At 66.3% G+C, this 2,424-nt stretch carries 3 protein-coding genes; 1 reads left to right on the top strand and 2 read right to left on the bottom strand.

Annotated features, from left to right (window positions below):
• The coding region (locus AC1DBQ_RS22930; RefSeq protein ID WP_476930697.1) for a cation:proton antiporter at window positions 1–1,002 on the top strand (1,002 nt) is incomplete at its 5' end.
• 25 nt (window positions 1,003–1,027) lie between these two features.
• Here AC1DBQ_RS22930 and dcd read toward each other — a convergent pair.
• Complete coding sequence (dcd, locus tag AC1DBQ_RS22925) at window positions 1,028–1,603, bottom strand: dCTP deaminase (RefSeq protein WP_476930696.1); 576 nt, start codon at window positions 1,601–1,603, stop codon at window positions 1,028–1,030.
• Window positions 1,604–1,681: 78 nt separating this feature from the next.
• A complete protein-coding gene (locus AC1DBQ_RS22920) occupies window positions 1,682–2,128 on the bottom strand; it encodes an SRPBCC family protein (protein ID WP_476930695.1) in 447 nt (148 codons plus the stop codon).
• Window positions 2,129–2,424 lie beyond the last annotated feature (296 nt).

Here is a 2,424-nt window from a genome sequence, read left to right as displayed (position 1 = left end):
GTCATCCTCCTGCTGCTTATGCTGGGCCTGGAATATACGGCGGCCGAGCTCGTCACCGGGCTGCGGCGGTCCTGGCAGGCCGGCGTCCTGGACCTTCTGCTCAATTTCCTGCCCGGCGCAGGGCTCGCCCTCATGCTGGGATGGGGCRTCGTGGKAGCCATGGTGATGGGTGGCGTGACGTACATTTCATCGTCCGGGATCGCGGCGAAGGTCATCACCGATCTTGGCCGGATCGGCAACAGGGAAACCCCGGTGGTCCTCGCCATCCTGGTCTTCGAGGACCTCGCCATGGCCGTCTACCTCCCGATCCTGACCGCCACACTGGCCGGAGTCAGTTTCCTGATGGGCCTGCAGACCGTAGGCATCTCCCTTGCCGTCGTCACCCTGGTCCTGGTGGTGGCCCTGCGCCACGGCCACCACGTGTCCAAAGCCGTGCACAGTGAGAACTCCGAGGTCTTCCTGCTCAATCTGCTCGGTGCTGCGCTGCTGGTGGCGGGGCTCGCGGCCGCCATGCAGGTCTCGGCGGCAGTAGGCGCATTCATGCTCGGCATCGCGATTTCCGGCGCCACGGCCCACAGCGCCACCCGCATCCTGGAGCCGCTCCGGGACCTCTTCGCGGCGATCTTCTTTGTCGTCTTTGGCCTCAACACCGACCCGCGGTCCATCCCGCCCGTCCTGGGCTGGGCGCTGCTGCTGGCCCTGGTGACGGCAGCCACCAAGATGATCACCGGATTCTGGGCGGCCAAACGGGCCGGCATTGGAATTCCCGGCCGCTTCCGCGCGGGGGCCGCCCTGATCGCGCGCGGCGAGTTCTCCATTGTCATCGCCGGCCTGGCCGTTGCCTCGGGCGTGGTGCCCCCGGATCTGGCGGCCCTCGCCACGGCCTATGTCCTGATCATGGCGATCGCGGGGCCGCTGGCCGCCCGTTTCGTGGAACCCGTCGTCCGGCTGCTGCGCCGCCCGGTCCGGCGCCCGGCTGTCCGGACATCGGGGCAAGCGTGAGCCTGAGGCTGCGCCGGAAACGGCCTTAAATGTCGGTGCGGTGGAAATTCAGGTGGCTGCGGCTGGCCGTCGGGCCCCGCTGGCCCTGGTAGCGGTTGCCGTACTCCCCCGACCCGTAGGGGTGCTCCGCGGCGGAGGAAAGCCGGAAGAAGCACAACTGGCCGATCTTCATGCCGGGCCACAGCTTGATGGGCAGCGTCGCCATGTTGGACAGCTCCAGCGTGACGTGGCCGGAGAACCCGGGGTCGATGAATCCCGCCGTCGAGTGCGTCAGGAGACCGAGCCGGCCGAGCGAGGACTTGCCCTCGAGCCGGGCCGCAATGTCATCCGGMAGCGTCACGGTCTCGTAGGTGGAGCCCAGGACGAACTCGCCCGGGTGCAGGATGAACGGCTCACCGGATTCCACCTCCACCAGGCGGKTCAGCTCGGGCTGCTCCTCGGCCGGATCAATGTGGGCGTACTTGTGGTTGTCGAACAGCCGGAAGAACTTGTCGATCCTGACGTCCACCGAGGACKGCTGGACCATCGCCGGGTCGAACGGTTCAAGGACAATCCGCTGGGAGTCGATTTCGGTTCGAATGTCGCGGTCAGAGATCAGCACAGGTTCAAAAATACCGCACAGCGCGCAGCCCGGCTTCACGGACCGGTACGGATGCCGAGTGTTACTTCCCCGGCCCGTCTATTCCGTGGCGGGCATATGTTCCAGGAGGGACTTGAGCCGGTCGAGCTGGCCGACCTCAGTCTTCATCCGTCGGCGCAACGGGTTGGTCAGCCGGGCAAGGAATCCCTTGGGCTCGCAGTTAAGGGCGAAGCGGACGCGTGTGCCGGGGCCCTCAGTGCTGAGGTAGTAGCCGCCGTGCGGCCGGGCCGGTCCGGCGATGACCTGGTACTGGATTTCCGCGCCCGGCCGCGCCTCGACGATTTCGAAATCCGCGGCCACAGGGCGTCCGCCGGGCCCGGCGATGGTCTGCCGGTACACGGCGCCTTTGGCGCCGGCCGCACCGGAAAGCAGCTCCACGCTCCGGACCCCGTCCCGCCACAGCGGCAGGTGGCCAGGGTCAATGAGGTAGTTATAGACGCTCATGGCATCGCGGTGGATAACGACGTCGTACTCTGCAAATGTCACGGAAATCCTTGCTCGGCGGACGGCTGATGGGCGTAGCCCGCTTCCCCTGAACTGCAGCTAACCATTTCAGGATAGACAGCGCGGGTCACCGCACGGGGTCCTGTGACGGGCTTTCGCCCAAGAGTGTCCGAACAGTTATGGGACGTGGCGGCCGGCGATCCGGCCGCCTATCCGCCAACGCGCGGACGTGGCGTGTTCAACCTCGCCGCCAGACTGGGGTAATGTAAATCTCGTTGTTTCACCGGGGTAAAAGTCCAGCACTTTGGACTGTCCCACTGCGGCTGTAGCTCAATGGT

The organism is Arthrobacter sp. 10T413_2, assembly GCF_056394205.1.
The sequence above is the reverse complement of the archived record's forward strand: the minus strand, read 5'-3'. Positions and strand labels throughout refer to the sequence as shown.